13 protein-coding genes and 2 pseudogenes are annotated in these 16,512 nt (G+C 71.4%); 10 read left to right on the top strand and 5 right to left on the bottom strand.

Translation table 11 applies throughout. The annotated features are described in order from the left end of the window. Positions 1 to 49: 49 nt before the first annotated feature. Positions 50 to 820 (bottom strand): transcriptional repressor LexA, encoded by a 771-nt coding sequence (gene lexA / locus M2266_RS26530; protein ID WP_277440438.1) that lies wholly within the window; start codon positions 818 to 820, stop codon positions 50 to 52. 561 nt (positions 821 to 1,381) lie between these two features. On the opposite strand from lexA, the gene nrdR reads away from it, so the two are divergent. The 4 genes and pseudogenes from nrdR (at position 1,382) to M2266_RS26550 (ending at position 6,778) form a co-directional block, all read left to right on the top strand. After that, a complete protein-coding gene (gene nrdR, locus M2266_RS26535) occupies positions 1,382 to 1,894 on the top strand; it encodes a transcriptional regulator NrdR (RefSeq protein WP_277440439.1) in 513 nt (170 codons plus the stop codon). Positions 1,895 to 2,025: 131 nt separating this feature from the next. Next, a pseudogene (locus M2266_RS26540) lies at positions 2,026 to 4,915 on the top strand (vitamin B12-dependent ribonucleotide reductase). A gap of 229 nt (positions 4,916 to 5,144) precedes the next feature. After that, positions 5,145 to 5,927: an MBL fold metallo-hydrolase gene (locus M2266_RS26545; protein WP_277440440.1), complete on the top strand. Its 783-nt coding sequence runs from the start codon at positions 5,145 to 5,147 to the stop codon at positions 5,925 to 5,927. Beyond that, a complete protein-coding gene (locus M2266_RS26550; RefSeq protein WP_277440441.1) occupies positions 5,924 to 6,778 on the top strand; it encodes an arylamine N-acetyltransferase in 855 nt (284 codons plus the stop codon). Before M2266_RS26545 ends, M2266_RS26550 begins: the two co-directional genes overlap by 4 nt. Here the strand turns inward: M2266_RS26550 and M2266_RS26555 are convergent. After that, complete coding sequence (locus tag M2266_RS26555; protein WP_277440442.1) at positions 6,772 to 7,176, bottom strand: VOC family protein; 405 nt, start codon at positions 7,174 to 7,176, stop codon at positions 6,772 to 6,774. The genes M2266_RS26550 and M2266_RS26555 overlap by 7 nt on opposite strands. An 86-nt stretch (positions 7,177 to 7,262) precedes the next feature. On the opposite strand from M2266_RS26555, the gene M2266_RS26560 reads away from it, so the two are divergent. The 3 genes from M2266_RS26560 to M2266_RS26570 all read left to right on the top strand — a co-directional run bounded on the left by M2266_RS26560 (position 7,263) and on the right by M2266_RS26570 (position 9,669). Then, the gene (locus tag M2266_RS26560; RefSeq protein ID WP_277440443.1) at positions 7,263 to 7,868 is read left to right on the top strand and encodes a YdbC family protein; all 606 of its coding nucleotides are present in this window, start codon (positions 7,263 to 7,265) and stop codon (positions 7,866 to 7,868) included. 161 nt (positions 7,869 to 8,029) lie between these two features. Next, positions 8,030 to 8,698, top strand: a complete 669-nt coding sequence (locus M2266_RS26565; RefSeq protein WP_277440444.1) for a histidine phosphatase family protein — start codon at positions 8,030 to 8,032, stop codon at positions 8,696 to 8,698. A gap of 56 nt (positions 8,699 to 8,754) precedes the next feature. Beyond that, positions 8,755 to 9,669, top strand: coding sequence for an ADP-ribosylglycohydrolase family protein (locus M2266_RS26570; RefSeq protein ID WP_277440445.1), 915 nt, complete (start codon positions 8,755 to 8,757; stop codon positions 9,667 to 9,669). A gap of 79 nt (positions 9,670 to 9,748) precedes the next feature. Here M2266_RS26570 and M2266_RS26575 read toward each other — a convergent pair whose 3' ends face one another. Beyond that, positions 9,749 to 11,296: an MFS transporter gene (locus M2266_RS26575; protein ID WP_277440446.1), complete on the bottom strand. Its 1,548-nt coding sequence runs from the start codon at positions 11,294 to 11,296 to the stop codon at positions 9,749 to 9,751. Positions 11,297 to 11,363: 67 nt separating this feature from the next. Here M2266_RS26575 and M2266_RS26580 point away from each other — a divergent pair, with 67 nt between their 5' ends. Genes M2266_RS26580 through M2266_RS26590 form a run of 3 tightly spaced genes read left to right on the top strand, consistent with a single transcriptional unit; the run spans position 11,364 to position 13,392 of the window. Beyond that, positions 11,364 to 11,975: a TetR/AcrR family transcriptional regulator gene (locus tag M2266_RS26580; protein ID WP_277440447.1), complete on the top strand. Its 612-nt coding sequence runs from the start codon at positions 11,364 to 11,366 to the stop codon at positions 11,973 to 11,975. Positions 11,976 to 11,999: 24 nt separating this feature from the next. Continuing rightward, complete coding sequence (locus M2266_RS26585; RefSeq protein ID WP_277440448.1) at positions 12,000 to 12,686, top strand: ribonuclease HII; 687 nt, start codon at positions 12,000 to 12,002, stop codon at positions 12,684 to 12,686. A gap of 46 nt (positions 12,687 to 12,732) precedes the next feature. Then, positions 12,733 to 13,392: a hypothetical protein gene (locus tag M2266_RS26590; RefSeq protein ID WP_277440449.1), complete on the top strand. Its 660-nt coding sequence runs from the start codon at positions 12,733 to 12,735 to the stop codon at positions 13,390 to 13,392. Between the two features lie 21 nt (positions 13,393 to 13,413). Here M2266_RS26590 and M2266_RS26595 read toward each other — a convergent pair whose 3' ends face one another. Both M2266_RS26595 and M2266_RS26600 read right to left on the bottom strand, forming a co-directional pair. Then, positions 13,414 to 14,004 (bottom strand): hypothetical protein, encoded by a 591-nt coding sequence (locus tag M2266_RS26595; RefSeq protein WP_277440450.1) that lies wholly within the window; start codon positions 14,002 to 14,004, stop codon positions 13,414 to 13,416. Between the two features lie 222 nt (positions 14,005 to 14,226). Next, positions 14,227 to 16,408: pseudogene (locus M2266_RS26600) on the bottom strand (DEAD/DEAH box helicase). Positions 16,409 to 16,512 lie beyond the last annotated feature (104 nt).

Consider the following 16,512-nt stretch of genomic DNA (forward strand, 5'->3'; position numbering starts at 1 on the left):
GGGCCCCGGAACCGGCGCAGAGGTCCCGGGGCCCGGTCGTGGGGGTCGGTCAGACCCGGCGCAGCACCGCCACCACCTTGCCGAGGATGGTCGCCTCGTCGCCGGGGATGGGCTGGTAAGCGGCATTGTGGGGGAGCAGCCAGACATGGCCGTCCTCGCGCTTGAAGCGCTTGACGGTCGCCTCGCCGTCGAGCATGGCGGCGACGATGTCGCCGTTCTCGGCGACGGGCTGACGGCGGACGGTGACCCAGTCCCCGTCGACGATGGCGGCCTCGATCATCGAGTCGCCGACCACCTTGAGGACGAACAGCTCGCCGTCACCCACCAGCTGGCGGGGAAGCGGGAAGACGTCCTCGACCGACTCCTCGGCGAGGATCGGCCCACCGGCGGCGATCCGGCCGACGAGCGGCACGTACGACGCGGAGGGCTTGCCGGTGGTGTCGGTCGGCTGCGAGTGCGTGGCGTCGGAGCCGCGGACCTCGTAGGCGCGCGGGCGGTGCGGGTCGCGGCGCAGGAATCCCTTGCGCTCCAGCGCCATCAGCTGGTGGGCGACCGAGGAGGTGCTGGACAGGCCGACGGCCTGACCGATCTCGCGCATGGACGGCGGGTAGCCGCGGCGCTGCACCGAATCGCGGATCACTTCGATGACCCGGCGCTGGCGGTCGGTGAGGCCGGAGCTGTCCGCACGGATCCCGGGCGGGCGGCCGGGGAGGGAGCGGGCGGGCTTGGGCGTTTCGTCGTTCATCGCGTCCATCGGGCCGAGCCGATCCTGGGAGCGGTCCTGGGCGGTCAGTGCTGCGGTGTCTGCGGTGGTGGTCACGGCGGCCCCTCTCGAGATGTTCTCCCTGTGACAGACGCTTCGCAGACTGCCCGGCGGCAAGGTCTCCACGTCCTACGACCGCGCCACATGCGCGCGGTCGGCCCGCTCAACTGTCGCGGACAGTTAGTACAACGGTAGTGGGTTTCGAAAGGTTGCGCCAAACACACGTTCGAGTGAAATTTTGTAAATCACCTGACGTGATCAAGGTATCGGGTGTATTGACCGAACAAGTTTTCGATTTTATAGGAAGCCCGGCACACCCCGTGGCCGGCGTCCCCAGTGTCGCACCACTGCCCGCCCATCACGCCGAGGCGCGACGTCACGTAAGCTCCGACGCGCCGCGCCGCCGCGACACGCGGAATGACGTGCTTGGGACTATGGCACCAGATCTAGTGGTTAAGTAAGTGCCAGCCACCACTGGTAGTGGTCCCCAGGGGTCAACCCCTCGCGGGATCGCCTATGCTGGGGGCTGTTCCCAGGGGTGGTGACCGGACCCCGGGAATGTCATCGTCGTGCGCTCAGCCGCGGGTACGGGCTGAATGGAGAAGGGGATAGGGAAGCATGCACTGCCCCTTCTGCAGACACCCCGACAGCCGTGTGGTCGACAGCCGCACCACGGACGATGGGACCTCGATCCGCCGCCGTCGGCAGTGTCCCGACTGCGGCCGCCGCTTCACCACGGTGGAGACGGCGTCCCTGATGGTGATCAAGCGCAGCGGCGTCACGGAGCCCTTCAGCAGGAACAAGGTCATCGCGGGCGTCCGCAAGGCGTGCCAGGGCCGCCCCGTCACCGAGGACGCGCTCGCCCAGCTCGGGCAGCGCGTCGAGGAGGCGGTCAGGGCGACCGGCAGCGCCGAGCTCTCGACCCACGACGTGGGACTGGCCATACTCGGCCCCCTGCAGGATCTCGACCTGGTCGCGTACCTGCGCTTCGCCTCGGTCTACCGGGCCTTCGACTCGCTCGAGGACTTCGAGGCCGCCATCGTGGAGCTGCGCGAGCAGCTCCCACCCACGAACCTTCGCGGGCTCGACGAGGACCTCGGGGTCCCCGCGCCCGTCCCCGCCACCGACTGACCGGACGGTCGATCAGCGGCGGGTACCCACGGATTTGCCGAGGCGCGGTGCGCCGAGGCGTAGGACAAAGAACGGTGCTGCGGGATGATCCGCGCACTTCTAGGCGTTTTGCGTGTATTGGGAGGCGGCACATGACTGAGACGACGAACGGCGCGGCACGGGGATCCCGGACCAAGGGATCCAAGGGTGGCAAGGGCTTGCGGATCGAACGCATCCACACCACCCCGGGCGTGCACCCGTATGACGAGGTGGTCTGGCAGCACCGCGACGTCGTCATGACCAACTGGCGCGACGGCTCGATCAACTTCGAGCAGCGTGGCGTCGAGTTCCCCGACACCTGGTCGGTGAACGCGGTCAACATCGTCACCAGCAAGTACTTCCGCGGCGCGGTCGGCAGCCCGACCCGCGAGTCGAGCCTGAAGCAGCTCATCGACCGCGTGGTGAAGTCCTACCGCAAGGGCGGCGAGGACCACGGCTACTTCGCCTCCCCCGGCCGACGCGGAGATCTTCGACCACGAGCTGACCTACGCCCTGCTGCACCAGGTGTTCAGCTTCAACTCGCCGGTCTGGTTCAACGTCGGTACCGCCCAGCCGCAGCAGGTCTCCGCCTGCTTCATCCTCTCCGTCGACGACTCGATGGACTCGATCCTGGACTGGTACAAGGAAGAGGGGATGATCTTCAAGGGCGGCTCGGGCGCCGGCCTGAACCTCTCCCGCATCCGCTCCTCCAAGGAACTGCTCTCCTCCGGCGGTAACGCGTCCGGCCCGGTCTCCTTCATGCGCGGCGCCGACGCGTCCGCCGGCACCATCAAGTCGGGCGGCGCCACCCGCCGCGCGGCCAAGATGGTCGTCCTGGACGTCGACCACCCGGACGTCGAGGCCTTCATCGAGACCAAGGTGAAGGAGGAGGAGAAGATCCGCGCCCTGCGCGACGCGGGCTTCGACATGGACCTGGGCGGCGACGACATCACGTCCGTCCAGTACCAGAACGCCAACAACAGCGTCCGGGTCAACGACGAGTTCATGAAGGCCGTCGAGTCCGGCTCGAAGTTCGGGCTGCGCGCCCGGATGACCGGCGAGGTCATCGAGGAGGTCGACGCCAAGTCCCTCTTCACCAAGATGGCCGAGGCCGCCTGGGCCTGCGCCGACCCCGGCATCCAGTACGACGACACGATCAACCACTGGCACACGTCGCCGGAGACGGGCCGCATCACCGCCTCCAACCCGTGCAGCGAGTACATGCACCTGGACAACTCGTCCTGCAACCTCGCCTCGCTGAACCTCATGAAGTTCCTGCGCGACGACGACAAGGGCAACCAGTCGTTCGACGCGGACCGCTTCGCGAAGGTCGTCGAGCTGGTCATCACCGCGATGGACATCTCCATCTGCTTCGCCGACTTCCCCACCGAGAAGATCGGCGAGACCACCCGCGCCTTCCGCCAGCTCGGCATCGGCTACGCCAACCTCGGCGCCCTGCTGATGGCGACCGGCCACGCGTACGACAGCGACGGCGGCCGCGCGCTCGCCGGCGCCATCACCTCGCTGATGACCGGCACCTCGTACAAGCGGTCGGCCGAGCTGGCCGCGGTCGTGGGCCCGTACGACGGCTACGCCCGCAACGCGGACGCCCACCAGCGCGTCATGAAGCAGCACTCCGACGCCAACGCCGTGGCGCTGCGCAGCGACGACCTGGACGTCCCGGTCTGGGCCGCGGCCACCGAGGCCTGGCAGGACGTCCTGCGCCTCGGCGAGAAGAACGGCTTCCGCAACGCGCAGGCCTCGGTGCTCGCACCGACCGGCACCATCGGCCTGATGATGGACTGCGACACCACCGGCGTCGAGCCCGACCTGGCGCTCGTCAAGTTCAAGAAGCTCGTCGGCGGCGGCTCCATGCAGATCGTCAACGGCACGGTCCCGCAGGCGCTGCGGCGCCTGGGCTACGGGCCGGAGCAGGTGGACGCGATCGTCGCCCACATCGCCGAGCACGGCAACGTGATCGACGCCCCGGCGCTCAAGACCGAGCACTACTCGGTCTTCGACTGCGCCATGGGCGAGCGGGCGATCTCGGCCATGGGCCACGTGCGCATGATGGCGGCGGCCCAGCCGTTCCTGTCCGGCGCGATCAGCAAGACGGTCAACGTGCCCGAGACGGCCACCGTCGAGCAGATCGAAGAGGTCTACTTCGAGGGCTGGAAGCTCGGCCTGAAGGCGCTCGCGATCTACCGCGACAACTGCAAGGTCGGCCAGCCGCTCTCCGCGAAGAAGAAGGAGCCGGTCGCCGAGGCGGTCGTCCCGGCGGAGGTCCAGAAGGTCGTCGAGTACCGTCCGGTCCGCAAGCGCCTCCCGAAGGGACGTCCGGGGATCACCACCTCGTTCACCGTCGGCGGCGCCGAGGGCTACATGACCGCCAACTCCTACCCGGACGACGGTCTCGGTGAGGTCTTCCTCAAGATGTCCAAGCAGGGCTCGACCCTCGCGGGCATGATGGACGCCTTCTCCATCGCGGTGTCGGTGGGCATGCAGTACGGCGTGCCGCTGGAGACCTACGTCTCCAAGTTCACCAACATGCGCTTCGAGCCGGCCGGTCTGACCGACGACCCGGACGTGCGGATGGCGCAGTCGATCGTCGACTACATCTTCCGCCGCCTGGCGCTGGACTTCCTGCCCTTCGAGACCCGCTCCGCGCTCGGCATCCACTCGGCCGGCGAGCGTCAGCGCCACCTCGACACCGGCTCCTACGAGCCCGGTGACGACGACGTGGACGTCGAGGGCCTGGCCCAGTCCGCACCGCGCCAGGTGGAGGCACCGAAGGCCGCGCCGAAGCCGGTCGCCGTCGCCAAGGCGGAGAACCCGGCGGCCGTCCCGGCCCCGAAGCAGGCACACAACTCCACGGAGCTGCTGGAGATCCAGCTCGGCCTGAACGCCGACGCCCCGCTCTGCTTCTCCTGCGGCACGAAGATGCGCCGTGCGGGCAGCTGCTACCTCTGCGAGGGCTGCGGCTCGACCAGCGGCTGCAGCTGATCGTGCGCACGCCGCGGGGATGAACCGCGGTCGCGACGAGTGAGAGGTCCGGTGCCGACGGAAGTCGGCACCGGACCTTTTCGGTGTTCGGGCCGGGCAGCGGCCGGGTGGGAATACCTGTGATCTTGGGGGACTTGTCACCGGTGGAATGACACGGGGCGGTGTAGCGGGCGGGGGTGCCCGTACGGTGTTCTGCCACCGGTCTCCTCGTCGACTGGGGGTAGTTGCGATGACCGAGCTGGATATCCATTACGTGGGCGGACCGACCGCGGTGATCGGGATCGGGGGCCTGCGGCTGCTCACCGATCCGACGTTCGACGCGCCGGGGGAGTACCCGATGGGCGACCGGGCGCTGGTGAAGACCGCCGGCCCCGCGCTCGGCGCGGACGCGGTCGGGGCCGTCGACGCCGTCCTGCTCTCGCACGACCAGCACCCGGACAACCTCGACGCGTCGGGGCGGGAGTACCTGCAGAGCGTGCCGCTGACCCTGTCCACCGCTTCGGCGTTGGGGCGCATCGGCGGCGGCATCACCGCCCTGCCGAACTGGGAGCACGTCGAGCTGACCCGTCCGGACGGAGGCACGTTGCGGATCACCGGCGTGCCGGCGCAGCACGGGCCGGACGGCAGCGAGCACCTCGTGGGCGAGGTGACCGGCTTCGTCCTGTCGGGCGAGGGCCTGCCGACGGTCTACGTGAGCGGGGACAACGCCTCGCTGAGAGTCGTCCGGGAGATCGCGGAGCGGTTCGGCCCGTTCGATGTGGCGGTGCTGTTCGCCGGCGCCGCGCAGACCCCGCTGCTGCCGGGGGCCGACCTGACGCTCGGCAGCGTCCACGCCGCCGAGGCGGCGGAGATCCTCGGAGCGCGGCAGGTCGTACCGCTGCACTTCGAGCACTGGGTGCACTTCACACAGGACGGCGACACCCTGGTGGAGGCCTTCGGGCGAGCGGGCATCGGCGACCGACTGCACCTGCTGAAGCCCGGTGGCCGCTTCGCGTCCGAGAGCGCGCGGTGACGGCGGCGGAGTCCGTCTGGAGCGGCGACCTGCTCGATCTGGACGCCTATCTGGCACGCACCGGATACACGGGCAGCCTGGACCCGACGGTGAAGACGCTGCGGGGGCTGCACCGAGCGCACTTGGACGCGATCCCGTTCGAGAACCTGGACGTCGCGCTGGGCCGCGGGGTCCGGCTCGGTCTGGACAGCGTGCAGCGCAAGCTCGTCACGGAACGCCGCGGCGGCTACTGCTACGAGCAGAACTCGCTCTTCGCGGCGGTCCTCGAACGTCTGGGCTTCGCCGTGACGGCCCACGGAGCCCGGGTCCGTACGGCGGGTCCGACGCTGCGGCCCGTCACGCACGTCCTGCTGCGGGTCGTCGTGGACGGCACGGAGTGGCTCGCGGACACCGGTTTCGGCGGTCTGGGACCGCTGGAGCCGGTCGAGCTGCCGGCGGGCACACCGACGTGGCAGGGCGGCTGGGCCTACGAGGTCGCCGAGGAGGCGGGCGGCGTGCGCGTGTTGCGCTCACTCGGGCCGCGCGGCTGGTCGGACCTGTACGCGTTCACGCCGAACCCGCTCTACCCGGTGGATCTCGTCGTCCTGAACCACTACACGTCGACGCATCCACTGTCCCGGTTCACCGGGCAGCTCGTGGCGCAGCGGGTGACGCCGCAGGCGCGGTACGCCCTGCTGCGGGACGAGCTGACGGTGACGCGCCCGGGCGCGGCGGACGGCGCGGAGGAGCGGCGGAAGGTGCCGGCCGGGGAGCTGGCCGAGGTGCTGGAGAGCACCTTCGGCCTCGTCCTCGCCGCGTCCGACACCGAGCGCCTGGGCGCTCTGCCCGCGCACCGGCTTCCGGCTCAGTAGGACTGCAACTCGACGAGGGTGCCGTCCGGTGTGCGCAGGTGCGCCGTGCGGAGTCCGGGTCCCCAGGCAGGCCGGTCCTGGGGACCCGCCACGATCTTCGCCCCGTGCGCGGAGAGACGCGGGGTGGCGTCGTCCACGCTGTCCACCCGGAGGACGAGCATCGAGCTGTCCTGCCCGGCGGGCCGGGCGGGCAGGGCCTCGGTGCCGGCCACGGCCGCGATGGCGGCACGGGAGAACAGGACGAGGACACCCTCGCCGTCCAGGTCCCAGTTGGCGTATCCGGCTTCCGGGATGACCTTCACGGGCTCGATGCCCAGGAGGTCGCGGAGCGCCGCGGTCCAGAACTCGGCGGCGGTGGCGAAGTCCTCCACGAGGAGGCGGGGGTGAAGAGCGTCCATGGACCGATCGTATTCGCCACCCCTACAGGGGAATTGAGCGGGTCAGCGGGCACGGAAGGGGTGCCGGTCGGACTTAGGATGGCGCGGTGCTGGTGAAGTGGATTCGCTGTGGGGTCGTGGACCGGGCGGGGTTCGAACGGGGGCAGCGGAAGTGGGCGGGACTGCGGGGGCAGCCGGGATTCCGGGGTCTGGGCGGCGGCTGGAGCCGCGCGCAGCCGGGCGTGGCGCACCTGTTCGCGTTCTGGGACAACCGGGCGGCCTACGACGCCTTCATGCGGGGCGGGCACGACCAGCTCGCGGGGTCGCAGGCCGATTCGTACGAGAACCTCGGGGTGCTGCTCTTCGAGCACCTGCTGGACGTGCGGGTGGGCTTCGAGGCGCGCTTCGCCGACGCCGACCTGCTCCGCGTGGCGCATTCGAAGGTGCGGCCCGGCCGTGGCGAGCACTTCGTCGAGATGCAGAAGAAGGTGTGGAACCCGGCGATGGCCGGGTCACCGGGACTGCTGCGCGGGACCTTCGCCGAGGGGCCGGACAGCGATTTCCTGGTCCTGTCCCTGTGGATCGCGGCGAACGAGCGCGGCAAGTACCGCCCCGCCGCGATGGCGCGGCTGGCGGAGCGCACGGAGCTGGAGACCGACGTGTCGTCGGTGGCGGGCGACGTCGTGGACATCGTGCAGGCGTGGACGGTGTGACGGGGTCGGCGGGGGGCCGCCGGGGTCCGGCGCCTCGCGGGCCGGAGCTGGGCGGGCCGGAGCTGGGCGGCCCGGAGCTGGGCGGGCCGGGCTTCCGCGTCCCGGGGTGCGGAGGTCGTACCGGCGCGCCCGGGATCCGTCGCGGGAATAGGCTGATCAGTATGGGTCGACCACGCCACATCGTCCTGATCCGACACGGGGAGTCGCAGGGCAACACCGACGACTCCATCTACGAGAGGGTGCCGGACCACGCCCTCGAACTCACCGCGGTCGGCCGCCGGCAGGCCGCCGACGCCGGGAAGGGCCTGCGGAAGCTGTTCGGTGACGAGCCGGTCCGGGCCTTCGTGTCGCCCTACCGCCGCACCTGGCAGACCTTCCGCGGGCTGGACCTCGATCCGACGCTGACGCACGCGATGGAGGAGCCCCGGCTCCGGGAGCAGGACTGGGGCAACTGGCAGGACGTCGACGACGTCCAGCGGCAGCGCAAGGCGCGGGACGCCTACGGCCACTTCTTCTACCGTTTCGCGCAGGGCGAGTCCGGTGCCGACGTGTACGACCGGGTGGGCGCGTTCCTGGAGACCCTCTACCGGGCCTTCGACAAACCGGACTTCCCGCCGAACGTTCTGATCGTCACCCACGGGCTGACCATGCGGCTGTTCTGCATGCGCTGGTTCCACTGGACGGTCGAGGAGTTCGAATCCCTGTCCAACCCGGGCAACGCCGAGAGCCGCACCCTGCTCATCGGAGACGACGACCGCTACACCCTCGACCGTCCCTTCGCGCGGTGGCGGCTCCCGGACGCCGTGCCCGGCGAGGAATTCCACGGGTGAGTTTGCGCACAGGGTGATTGACCGGGATCAGGCACGATGTCAGAGTTTCCGACGCGATGACCGCTCACCCAGTTGACTCCGAAAACACCTCCCGCGCCCTGGCAAGTCTGCGCGGGCTGGCCGTCGGCGACGCCCTCGGCTCCCAGTTCTTCGTCCCTTCCAACTACCCAACCCTCCAGAACGGCGGGCTGCCGCCCGGTGTCTGGCAGTGGACCGACGACACCGAGATGGCCTGCTCCGTGCTGGCCGTGCTGGCCACCCACGGCCGCATCGACCAGGACGCCCTGGCGATGTCCTTCGCGGAGCACCACGACTTCGACCGCGGCTACGGCCCGGCCGTGAACCGCGTGCTGCGCCTGATCCGGCAGGAGGGCGCCGACTGGCGCGAGCTGGCCGCCGGTCTCTTCAACGGCCAGGGCTCGTGGGGCAACGGCGCCGCCATGCGGGTCGCCCCGCTGGGCGCCTGGTACGCGGGCGACGCCGAGCAGGCCACCCACCAGGCCGAGATCTCGGCGTACACCACCCACCAGCACCGTGAGGCCGTCGTCGGCGCGATGGCCGTGGCGGCCATGGCGGCGCTGGTCGCCGACCCGGACGGTCCGAAGGACCCTTCGGCGCTGCTCGGCTCGGTGCTGGACCTGGTGCCGACCAGTGCGGTGAAGGCCGGCATACGGCGGGCGCGCGACATGCTCGACTACGGGGACGTGGCGACGGTGGCGGCGGTGCTCGGTTGCGGCCGGCGCACCAGCGCTCACGACACGGTGCCGTTCGCGCTGTGGGCGGCGGCCCGGCACCTGGACGACTACCGGCAGGCGTTCTGGACCACCGCCAAGGCGGGCGGCGACGTCGACACCACCTGCGCCATCGTCGGCGGCATCGTCGCCTCACGACCCACCGGGCAGCCGCCGGCCGAGTGGCTGGAGCGCACCGAACCGCTACCGCTGTGGGCCGCGGCGCCCGCGGAGGCCTGAGAGCGGGCACACCCGGCCGCCTGTCCCACCGCCCCTCCGCCGCTCGGCCGCGTTTGTGCGGCCGGGCGGCGGAGCGGCGTCAGGCCGCGGGCGCGGGGGACGTCCCGCTGAGTGCCTCCAGGTCGCTCTTGCGCACCCGCACCACGAGCAGCGCGGTCAGCACCGCCAGGACGACGAAGCCGACTCCGGCCGTGAAGGCCGTGGATATGCCCTCGGAGAGGACGTCGTGCCCCCAGGGGGCGGGCAGCTCGTGGGTCTTCTCGAACGCGGCCCGCTGCTGCGGGGTGGCCCGGGCGAGGAAGTCCGGCAGCTGGTCGCCGAACTCGTTCCGGCTCGCCGTGCCGAAGACCGTGACCAGGATCGACAGCCCGAGCGAGCCGCCGACCTGCTGGGTGGCGTTCAGGAGCCCGGAGGCGGCGCCCGCTTCGTGCTGGGCGACGCCGGAGACCGCGGTGAGGGTGAGCGTCACGAAGTTCAGTCCCATGCCGAAGCCGAAGAGCACCATGGGGCCGAGCACGCCGCCCGGATAGCTGCTGCCCGGATCCATCCGGGTCAGCCAGGCCATGCCGACGCCGGTCAGCAGGGTGCCGGTGACGAGGAACGGTTTCGGGCCGAGCACGGGCAGCAGCCGCGTCGACAGACCCGCGCCGGTCACGATCGCGACGGTGATCGGGAGGAACGCGAGGCCGGATTCGATCGGGCTGTACCCGAGGACGTTCTGCACGAACAGGACGATGAAGAAGAACATCCCGAACATCGCCGCGGCCAGGCTCAGCATGATCACATAGGTGCCGGAACGGTTGCGGTCGGCGAACATCCGCAGCGGCGTGATCGGATCGGAGGCCCGCCGCTCGACCACCACGAACAGGGCCAGCAACGCGACGGCCGCCCCGAAGGCGCCGAGCGTCACGGAGTCCTTCCAGCCGGAGTCCGCGGCCCGGATGAAGCCGTACACGAGCGAGGCCATACCGCCGGTCGAGGTGATGGCGCCGAGAATGTCGAAGCGCCCGGTCTGCCGGTCGGACTCGTTGATGAACAGCGGTGCGAGGAAGGCGATCAGCAGGCCGATGGGCACGTTGACGAAGAGCACCCAGCGCCAGTCGAGCCATTCGGTGAGCATGCCGCCGGCCAGCAGGCCGATGGCGCCACCGCCCGCCGAGACGGCGGCGAACACCCCGAACGCCCGGTTGCGTTCCGGGCCTTCGGGAAACGTGCTGGTGATCAGGGCCAGCGAGGTGGGTGAGGCGATGGCGCCGCCGACGCCCTGCAGCGAGCGGGCCGCGAGCAGCTGCCAGGGTTCCTGGGCGAAGCCGCCGAGTAGGGACGCGAGCGAGAACAGCAGGATGCCGAAGACGAACACCCTGCGCCGGCCGAGGATGTCACCCGCCCGGCCGCCGAGCAGCAACAGGCCGCCGAAGGTGAGGGTGTAGGCGTTGAGCACCCAGGAAAGGTCCGTGGTGGAGAAGGACAGCGCGTCCTTGATGTGCGGGAGCGCGATGTTCACAATCGTGGCGTCGAGGACCACCATGAGCTGACAGGCGGCGATGACCGCGAGAGCGACATTGGGTCGTCCCTCGCGCCGGGCGGTGCCCGGCGGGCGGGACTCACGTACTTGAGAGGTCGTCACAGATGATCCCCCATCAGTGAGATAGTGAACGACACCGTTCACTATATGCTTTAACGGAGGTTTGTCGATGGGTACTTCGCAGCGAATCCGATCGGAGGCGCCGGTCCTGCAGCGCCGCCGCGGATCGGTCCTCGAGCGCGCGATCCTCGACGCGGCTCTGGACCAGCTGGGCGCCGTCGGCTGGGGCGGAATGACCATGGAGGGCGTCGCGGCGCGCGCGCAGACGGGCAAGGCCGCGGTCTACCGCCGCTGGCCCTCCAAGGAGGCGCTGGTCGCCGACGCGCTGCGGCTCGGGCTGCCGCAGATCGGCGCCCCGCCGGACCTCGGCACCCTCCGGGAGGACCTGCTGTGCCTCGTCATGCGGATGCGCGAGTCGATGTACTCGCAGGGCGGCATCGCGCTGCGGGCCGTTCTGGACGAGTGCGACCACGCCGCCGCCCAGCCCTTCGTCGAGCTGATCGTCCAGGGCGTGATCGAACCGGGGAAGCAGCTCATCCTGGACGTGGTGCGGCGCGGGATCACCCGGGGCACGGTGCGCGCGGACGCCACCGCGGCCATCGTCGCCGACGTCGCGCCCGCCCTGATGATGTTCCGCGCCAAGCTCGGCGACCACCAGATCCGGGAGGAGGACGTGGTCGATCTCGTCGATCACGTGATGCTCCCGCTGCTCCGCCCGTGACGGGGGAGTACCCTGGTCACCGCCATGCCGTATGAACCTCCCACCCACAGCGTCGAACGCTCCCTGCGCGCCACCCTCGGGGCGAAGATCGTCGCAGGCGTCGACGAGGTGGGACGCGGCGCTTGGGCCGGGCCCGTCACCGTCTGCGCGGCCGTCACCGGCCTGCGCCGGGCGCCCGCGGGACTCACCGACTCCAAACTGATCCCCGCGCCGCGTCGCGCCCCGCTGGCCGCGCTGCTGACCGACTGGGTGACGTCGTACGCCCTCGGTCACGCGAGCGTCGAGGAGGTGGACACCCTCGGCATGACGGCCTCCCTGCGGTTGGCGGCCGTCCGCGCGCTCGAGGGCCTGCCGGAGCGTCCCGACGCGGTGATCCTGGACGGCAAGCACGACTACCTCGGCGGGCCCTGGCAGGTGCGCACCGTCATCAAGGGCGACCAGTCCTGTGTTTCGGTGGCCGCGGCCTCGGTCATCGCCAAGGTGCAGCGCGACGCCGCGATGGCCGAACTGGGCGCGGAGCACGAGCCGTTCCGCTTCGCCGACAACGCCGGCTACCCCTCGCCCGTACACCGTGCGGCCCTGGAGGAACTCGGCCCCACACCGCACCACCGGCTGTCCTGGGCGTACCTCGACGCGCTGCCGCGCTGGCGGCACCTGAAGAAGGTCCGGGCCTCCGCCGACCCTGGGGAGCAGCTCGGTTTCGATTTCTGACGACCCACCGCTGCGTAACCGCGGCGTATTTGATAGACATCAGCCCATGCCTCTCATCCCCGAGGAGCCTCAGATTCACGAGAGTGTCCCGGGTCCCCGCTCAGCTCCGGCCGCAGGCCGCAGCGCGTCGACCCCCCGTCCTGTCCCCGGTCCCCGTCCTACACCCCGTCCCGGGCCTCCGCGCCCCGGTTACGCGGCCAACGCCGGGCCCGGTCGGCCCGGTCCGGCCCGCGGGCCGGCCCCGACCGCTTCCGCCACCGTCACGGCCCCCGCGCCGCCGGCGCAGCGTTCGCCGGGCGCAGCCGGAGGCGTTACCGCAACGGCGCAGATCCAGCTCATCCCGGCCTCTGCCGACGGTGCGATCGACGCCGCCGACGAGGCGGTCGACCTGCTGTTGGACACCGGCCGCGCGCCCGGCGAGATCCTGGTGCTCACCACCGGCGAGCACCACCCTTGGGCTGCCCACGAGTTGTCCTTCGGCGAGACGTCCTACTGGTCGCAGCACGATGCGGGCGACGACGTCTTCTACGCCGGCATCACGGCCGAACGTGCCGCCGGCCGCCAGGTCGTGGTCGTCGCGGTCAACGGCGGGTCCGACGATGCCACTGCGCTGGGACTGCCCACCGCGCTGGCCCGCGCCGGCACCCTGCTGATCGTGTGCGGCGACCCGGTGTTGATCAACGGGATCGTCGCCGCGAAGGCCTGAGCCGTACGGTTCCCGTCCGGGTCATCGAGCGGCTGTGCGGCGCAGCGACTCCGGCGCCCCTTGCGGGTGCGGAGTCGCCGCGCCGCCCGGCCGTCCGGAAAGTTGCCCGGAATTCGGCGTGCGGCCCGAGCGGTTCTCGCCCAGGACCTGCCAGCCGTCCCGGGTCAGGGTGACGTACGCGCCGCAGCGCAGTCCGTGCAGCCCGCACGCGTCGCGCAGGCCCCACATCCACGCGCCGTCCTCCTTGGTCCAGCCGGGTGTCCCGCCGCGGCACAGCAGCAGCACCGCGGTCCGTGCGGGCGTGCGCCGCCGCAGATCGTGCGGGACCACCCGGCGCAGATGCGCGAGGATCGCGTTGCGGTGCTCCCAGCCGTCGACGATCCCGGTGCTGCTCGTGAACGAGGCGCTCGCCACGAGCCGGCCCTCCGGCGCCAACACGGCGACCACCGCGGTGACCGGAGTCGGGACGTGCCGGGAGCACAGGTCCTTGACGACCTCGCGGGGGTTGGCGAGCAGCGGGATCCCGGCGGCCGTCCACTCGGCCGGTTCCAGGCTGCGGTCGAGTCGGGAGGAGATGCGCGTCGTGGTCTGCGGAGCGAAACCGATGGTCACGTTCCTCCCCCGGCTATCGCCGGGGGTGCCCCCGGCCGGTGGATACACCCGGGGACCGGGCGCGGGCGCACGCCGGTCAGGGGGCTCGATGAGCCGGTCGGGGATCCAACGTCAATTCTTCCCCCCGCGCCTGCGGGCGGCAACGGGCAGTCGATTCTTCTGGACGGTTATGGGCGACTGCGCCGGATAGATCCCGCTCGTCGTCTCAAACGTCGGCACCCGTCACCCCTGCGCGGCCAGGACCAGCGGGAACACCGCGGTCGCACCCGCCTTGCGCAGCAGCCGGGCGGCGACGGCCAGAGTCCAGCCCGTGTCCGCCAGGTCATCCACCAGCAGCACCGGACCCGGCGTCGCGGCCAGCGTCGCGGCCAGTTCCGGCGGGACGGTGAACGCGCCGTGCAGCGCCCGCAGTCGCTGCGCGCTGTTACTGCGCGGTACCCGGCCGGCCCCCGCGTCCGCTGTGTAGGCGATCTGCCCCAGCAGCGGCATCCGGCCGATCTCGGCGATGCGCGCGCCCAGGGTTCCGATGAGCTGCGGACGGGTGTGGGACGCGACCGTGACGACCCCGACGGGCCGGTGCGGGGCGTCCGCCTCGCCGCTCGCCCACCCCCCGTGGCCCTTCGCCCAGTCCGCCAGCACCCGCACCACCGCGTCTGCCGCGTCGGCGGGTACCGGCTGGTCCGGTGCGCCGTCGGCCAGCAGCGGGCGCAGCCGGTTGCCCCAGCCGATGTCCGAGAGCCGGCCCAGCGCCCGCCCGGACGACGCCTGCTCCCCGGCCGGGATCCGGCCCTTCAGGTCGAGCCCGATCGCCTGCAGCCCGGTGGGCCACATCTTGCGGGGTTCCACCTCGATGCCGGGCCGGCCGAGCGCCGCCCGCGCCCGCGTCCAGCGCCGCGGCGGAGACCTCCACGCCGAACCGGGCGCCGGCGCAGTTGTCACAGCGGCCGCACGGCTTGGCCTCCTCGTCGTCCAGCTGCAGGCGCAGGAACTCCATCCGGCAGCCGGTCGCCGACGCGTAGTCGCGCATGGCCTGCTGCTCCGCCTCACGCTGCCGCGCGACCCACGCGTAGCGCTCGGTGTCGTAGGCCCACGGCTGTCCGGTGGACGTCCACCCGCCGCGCACCCGGTGCACCGCCCCGTCCACGTCCAGGACCTTGAGCATGATCTCCAGCCGGGACCGGCGCAGATCCACCCGCGCCTCCAGCGCCGGGACCGACACCGGGCGGCCGGCGTCGGCCAGCACCTCCAGGGTGCGGCGCACCTGGTCCTCGGTGGGGAACGCGAGGGAGGCGAAGTAGCGCCAGATCGCCTCGTCCTCGCGCCCCGGCAGCAGCAGCACCTCGGCGTGGTCCACCCCGCGCCCGGCGCGGCCCACCTGCTGGTAGTAGGCGATGGGGGAGGACGGCGATCCGACGTGCACGACGAATCCCAGGTCCGGCTTGTCGAAGCCCATGCCGAGCGCCGACGTCGCGACCAGCGCCTTGACCCGGTTGGCCAGCAGGTCCGCCTCGGCCGCCATGCGGTCGGCGTTCTCCGTCTTGCCCGAGTAGGACGCGACCGGGTATCCGCGGCCGCGCAGGAACGCGGTGATCTCGTCGGTGGCGGCGACCGTGAGCGTGTAGATGATGCCGGAGCCCGGCAGGGTGTCGAGATGGTCCGCGAGCCAGGCCAGCCGGTGCGCCGCGTCCGGCAGCCGCAGCACGCCGAGCGACAGGCTCTCGCGCTCCAGCGGCCCGCGGAGCACGAGCGCGCCCTCCTCGCCCTTCGCGGCCGTGCCGGTGCCGAGCTGGTCGGCGACGTCGGCGGTCACCCGGGCGTTGGCGGTCGCGGTGGTGGCCAGCACCGGGACCCCCGGCGGCAGATCCGCCAGCATCGTGCGCAGCCGCCGATAGTCGGGACGGAAGTCATGGCCCCAGTCGGAGATGCAGTGCGCCTCGTCGACGACCAGCAGCCCGGTCGTCGCCGCGAGCTTGGGCAGCACCTGGTCCCGGAAATCGGGGTTGTTCAGCCGCTCGGGGCTCACCAGCAGCACGTCCACCTCGCCCGCCGCGACCTCGGCCTCGATGGTGTCCCACTCCTCGGTGTTCGCCGAGTTGATCGTCCGGGCCTTGATCCCCGCCCGTTCCGCGGCCTCGACCTGGTTGCGCATCAGCGCGAGCAGCGGCGAGACGATCACGGTGGGGCCGCCGCCGCGTTGGCGCAGCAGGGCGGTGGCCACGAAGTAGACCGCGGACTTCCCCCAGCCGGTGCGCTGCACGACCAGCGTCCGGCGCCCGCGCGCCACCAGCGCCTCGACCGCCAGCCACTGGTCCTCGCGCAGCCGGGCGGTGCCGGTGGGGTCACCGACGAGGCGGCTCAGGACGGTGTCGGCCGCGGTACGGAGCGCGGTGGGGGAGTCAGTCATGCCCCCATGCAACCCGATGCCACCGACAACGCGCGAACCGCGCACCGAACCTGTGGATAACTCGGCCCCGAAGTTATCCACAGGTTTTCGGGGGGCCTGGCGGA

It is taken from the genome of Streptomyces sp. SPB162 (assembly GCF_029504575.1).
GTDB lineage: Bacteria > Actinomycetota > Actinomycetes > Streptomycetales > Streptomycetaceae > Actinacidiphila.

What these genes read in the sequence shown, in the direction of transcription:
- nrdR (WP_277440439.1), top strand. Translation starts at nt 1,382, where the DNA reads ATGCACTGCCCCTTCTGCAGACACCCCGACAGCCGTGTGGTCGACAGC.
- M2266_RS26545 (WP_277440440.1), top strand. Translation starts at nt 5,145, where the DNA reads ATGACCGAGCTGGATATCCATTACGTGGGCGGACCGACCGCGGTGATC.
- M2266_RS26555 (WP_277440442.1), bottom strand. Translation starts at nt 7,176, where the DNA reads ATGGACGCTCTTCACCCCCGCCTCCTCGTGGAGGACTTCGCCACCGCC.
- M2266_RS26565 (WP_277440444.1), top strand. Translation starts at nt 8,030, where the DNA reads ATGGGTCGACCACGCCACATCGTCCTGATCCGACACGGGGAGTCGCAG.
- M2266_RS26570 (WP_277440445.1), top strand. Translation starts at nt 8,755, where the DNA reads ATGACCGCTCACCCAGTTGACTCCGAAAACACCTCCCGCGCCCTGGCA.
- M2266_RS26580 (WP_277440447.1), top strand. Translation starts at nt 11,364, where the DNA reads ATGGGTACTTCGCAGCGAATCCGATCGGAGGCGCCGGTCCTGCAGCGC.
- M2266_RS26585 (WP_277440448.1), top strand. Translation starts at nt 12,000, where the DNA reads ATGCCGTATGAACCTCCCACCCACAGCGTCGAACGCTCCCTGCGCGCC.
- M2266_RS26590 (WP_277440449.1), top strand. Translation starts at nt 12,733, where the DNA reads ATGCCTCTCATCCCCGAGGAGCCTCAGATTCACGAGAGTGTCCCGGGT.